We start from the raw sequence: 3,279 nt of genomic DNA on the forward strand, positions 1-3,279 counted from the left end.
ATGCGTAGCAAGGGGATGCGTTGCGTGCCCGGCCTTGGTTCAGGTCACACATCGGCGCTCTGATAGTAGCGCCCACGCTGCGGACCCAAAGTCCTTACCCGGAGATCGCCTGGGCAACCTGCTGGGGATCGACAGGCTTCTCGCAGATCGGGATGTCGGCGTAGCGCTCGGGAATGGCACCCCGGTCGTATCCCGTGGCGAACACGACGGGCACACCGCGCACTCGGAGCGCATCGGCCAGCGTGTAGGCCATCTCGCCTTGCAGGTTCATGTCGAGGAGAGCGCCGTCGAGCCGCTCCGTCCGCTCGATCAGGTCCATGGCATCGGAGAGACTGGCCGCCGGACCTACCACCGTGGCGCCCGCTCCTTCGAAGATGGCCGCGAAGTCGTCGGCAATGAAGAAGTCATCCTCGACAATGAGGATGCACCGTCCGGCAAGGGTCTTAGGGCTGGCCATGGCTCATTCTAGCGAGCCACTGGCGCCCGGTCGAGCGGCAGGTCAATGGTGCAGCGGAGTTCCGTCGACCCAAGCTCGTAGGTGGTCGTGGCCCCAAGGGAGTAGGGCAGCGCCCGTTCGATGAGCCGCCGTCCGTAGCCGCCGCCACGTTCAGCGGCAAACTGGTCTGCTTCCGTCGGCGACAGGTCCTCCTCCCGCCAGTCGATGAAGGCTCGCCGCTCGCCCTCGACCTCCCGCAGGCGCCATTCCACGCTGAGCCGGCCCCCGCCCTCCGAGAGCGCCCCATACTTCCGGGCGTTGGTGGCCAGTTCATGCACGACCAGGGCCACGGTCTGCACGATGGTGGGCCGGATGCGGACCCAAGGCCCGTCGATGCGGACGTGCTCACCCTCCTTGGCCCCGAGCGCATCGAGTTCCAGCGTGAGGAGCGCCCGCAGGGTGATGGGCTCTTCCTGGGACCGGGACAGCAGGCCCTGCACCCGCGAGAGAGCGGCCATGCGGTGGCTGAACTCCTCCCGGAACGCCTCGGTCGGCCCCGTGTGGGCCATGGTCTGGTTAGCGATGGAGTTCACCACGCCGATGAGGTTCCTCGTGCGGTGCTGAAGCTCGGTCACCAGAACTTGTAGGCGCTCTCGGGTCTCCACCTCCTCGGTCGTGTCATGGGAGAGGCCGCCGATCCGCTGCACCCGCCCGTCCGCATCCCTCAGCGGGAAGTCGGTGTTGCGGATCCAGCGGGTCTGGCCGTCCGAGGGGCGGATGACCCGGTAGGTCTCGGTGGCGTTCTCGCCCGCGCGCACCCGGCGAAGCAGGTCCAGCACCCGCTCGCGGTCCTCCGGGTGGATCAGCTCCATCCAGCGGTAGACATGGTTGCCGCGCAGGGCCTCCTCGCGGGGGAGGCCGTAGACCTGCTCATAGGCGGGGCTCAGGTATTCGTAGGCCAGGCTCTCGGAGTCGCGGATCCACAGCACGTCCGACGACGCCTCGCCGAACTGCTGGAAGCGCTCCTCGCTCTCGCGCAGGGCCTCCTCGGTGGCCCGCCGCTCGGTCACGTCCTGGCCCACCTTGACGAAGCCCGTCTCCGTGCCGTCCGGGCCGGTGAGCGGACGCGCCACCCCGTCGATGAACACGCGCGAGCCGTCCTTGCGCACGTGCCAGCGCACGTTGGGAGCATGGCCCTTCTCGCGAGCCTCCTGCCGTTCTTTCGCCGGCACGCCCTCGGCGCGGTCCTCGGGCGTGTAGGTCATCTCCATGGGCTGGCCTACGGCCTCCTCGGCCGTCCAGCCGAAGATCTCCTGCGCCCCCTTGGGCCAGATCACGATCCGGCCGTCTGTGTCGGTGGTGAAGATGGCGTAGTCGGTCGCCGTCTCCACGATGGCGCGGAAGCGTTCCTCGGACGAGCGCAACTCGGTCAGCTTGAGCAGGCGGTCGATCACCGGACCCAGGATGGTGGCGTAGGTGCGCAGGAACTCGATGTCACCCTGGTCAAAGTCGCGGGCCTGGGTGTCGTCGACTTGGAGGAGGCCATAGGCGCGCCTGCCGGGCCGGAAAACGGGCACGTTGACGAGCGCCACCACGCCTGCCTCCTTCATGAAGGGCGGGACGTCGAAGCGGTCCTCCTTCGAGATGTCCTGGGTGATGACCGGCTCGCCCAACTTGATGGCAAAGGTCTCCGAGGAGTGCTCCTCCATAGGCAGATGCACATGGCCCACCACGTCGGAAGCCCAGCCCACGCCGGCGCGCACGAAGAGGCTCTGGCCGCCCTCCTCAATCTCCAGCACCTTGGCGCGACCCGTGCCCAGCGCCTCGCCCACGAGCCGGCACGCCTCCTGCAACACCGCATTGAGGTCCTCGGACTGGAGCGCCACGTCACCGAAGTCGGCCAAGACCTTGCGCTGCTTCAGCAGCACCTCGCTCCTGTCCCGATCCGGCATGGCGGCCCACCTACTGCATCCGGCCCGAGTGGCCTCGGGAGAGAACGGACGCACTTGGCATTGAGTTTCCCAGCGACACGGGAAGGGCAAGACACTGGTCCAGTCGGATCACGCTCACAGCCAGAACAGGACAACCGCCGCCAAGGCGCAGGCGGACAGGAACACCTTGGCGCAGCGGTCGTAACGCGTGGCGATACGGCGCCAGTCCTTCAAGCGAGCGAACATGTTCTCGATCCGATGCCTTTGACGGTAGAGGACTGGGTCGTGAGGGACGGGATCCTTGCGCCCTTTGCGCGAGGGGATGCAGGGGGTGATGCCACGGTCCGCCAAGGCCCAGCGGAACCAGTCTGCGTCATAGCCCCGGTCGGCGATCAGCACCTTGGCCTGAGGCAGCGAGGAGAACAGGGCTTTGGCGCCGAGATAGTCGCTCCGGTGTCCTGCACTCAGGAACATGCCGATCGGCCGACCCTTCTCATCGGCGGTGACGTGGAGCTTGGAGTTCAGCCCGCCCTTTGTGCGACCAATGATACGGCCGCGCTTGTCGCCGCAGCCCCCTTTTGAGTGCGCAGACTTGCGGCCGTGCGGTGCGCCTTCAGATGCGTTGCGTCGATCATCATGGTCTCGGCCTGCTGACCTCGGGCCGCCATCTCCAGCAGCATTCGCGCAAACACGCCCATGCGGCTCCAGCGGAGCCAACGATTGTAGAGCGTCTTGGGTGGCCCATAGGCGGCCGGCGCGTCGCGCCAGCGCAGGCCATTGCGATTCACGAAGATGATGCCACTGAGCACCCGTCTGTCGTCCACCCGACCCCGGCCGCGCGACTTCGGAAAGAACGGCCGCAGACGCTCCATCTGCGTGTCTGTCAGCCAGAACAGGTTGCTCATAGGGCCC

Annotated in this window: 3 protein-coding genes and 1 pseudogene; all 4 read right to left on the minus strand. The window is 67.0% G+C overall.

Going from position 1 to position 3,279, the window contains the following annotated elements; all coding sequences use genetic code 11:
• Positions 1-94: 94 nt before the first annotated feature.
• Positions 95-457 carry a response regulator gene (locus FHG71_RS22870; RefSeq protein ID WP_139084093.1) on the minus strand — a complete coding sequence of 121 codons (363 nt, stop codon included), beginning with the start codon at positions 455-457 and terminating at the stop codon, positions 95-97.
• An 8-nt stretch (positions 458-465) separates the two neighbouring features.
• The gene (locus FHG71_RS22875) at positions 466-2,388 is read right to left on the minus strand and encodes a PAS domain S-box protein (protein ID WP_139084095.1); all 1,923 of its coding nucleotides are present in this window, start codon (positions 2,386-2,388) and stop codon (positions 466-468) included.
• Positions 2,389-2,502: 114 nt separating this feature from the next.
• Positions 2,503-3,084 carry an IS5 family transposase gene (locus FHG71_RS22880; protein ID WP_246045583.1) on the minus strand — a complete coding sequence of 194 codons (582 nt, stop codon included), beginning with the start codon at positions 3,082-3,084 and terminating at the stop codon, positions 2,503-2,505.
• A gap of 20 nt (positions 3,085-3,104) precedes the next feature.
• Positions 3,105-3,272 (minus strand): annotated as a pseudogene (locus tag FHG71_RS24490) (transposase); the annotation flags it as partial.
• Positions 3,273-3,279 lie beyond the last annotated feature (7 nt).

This window comes from Rubellimicrobium roseum (genome assembly GCF_006152145.1).
In the GTDB taxonomy this organism is placed as follows: domain Bacteria; phylum Pseudomonadota; class Alphaproteobacteria; order Rhodobacterales; family Rhodobacteraceae; genus Rubellimicrobium; species Rubellimicrobium roseum.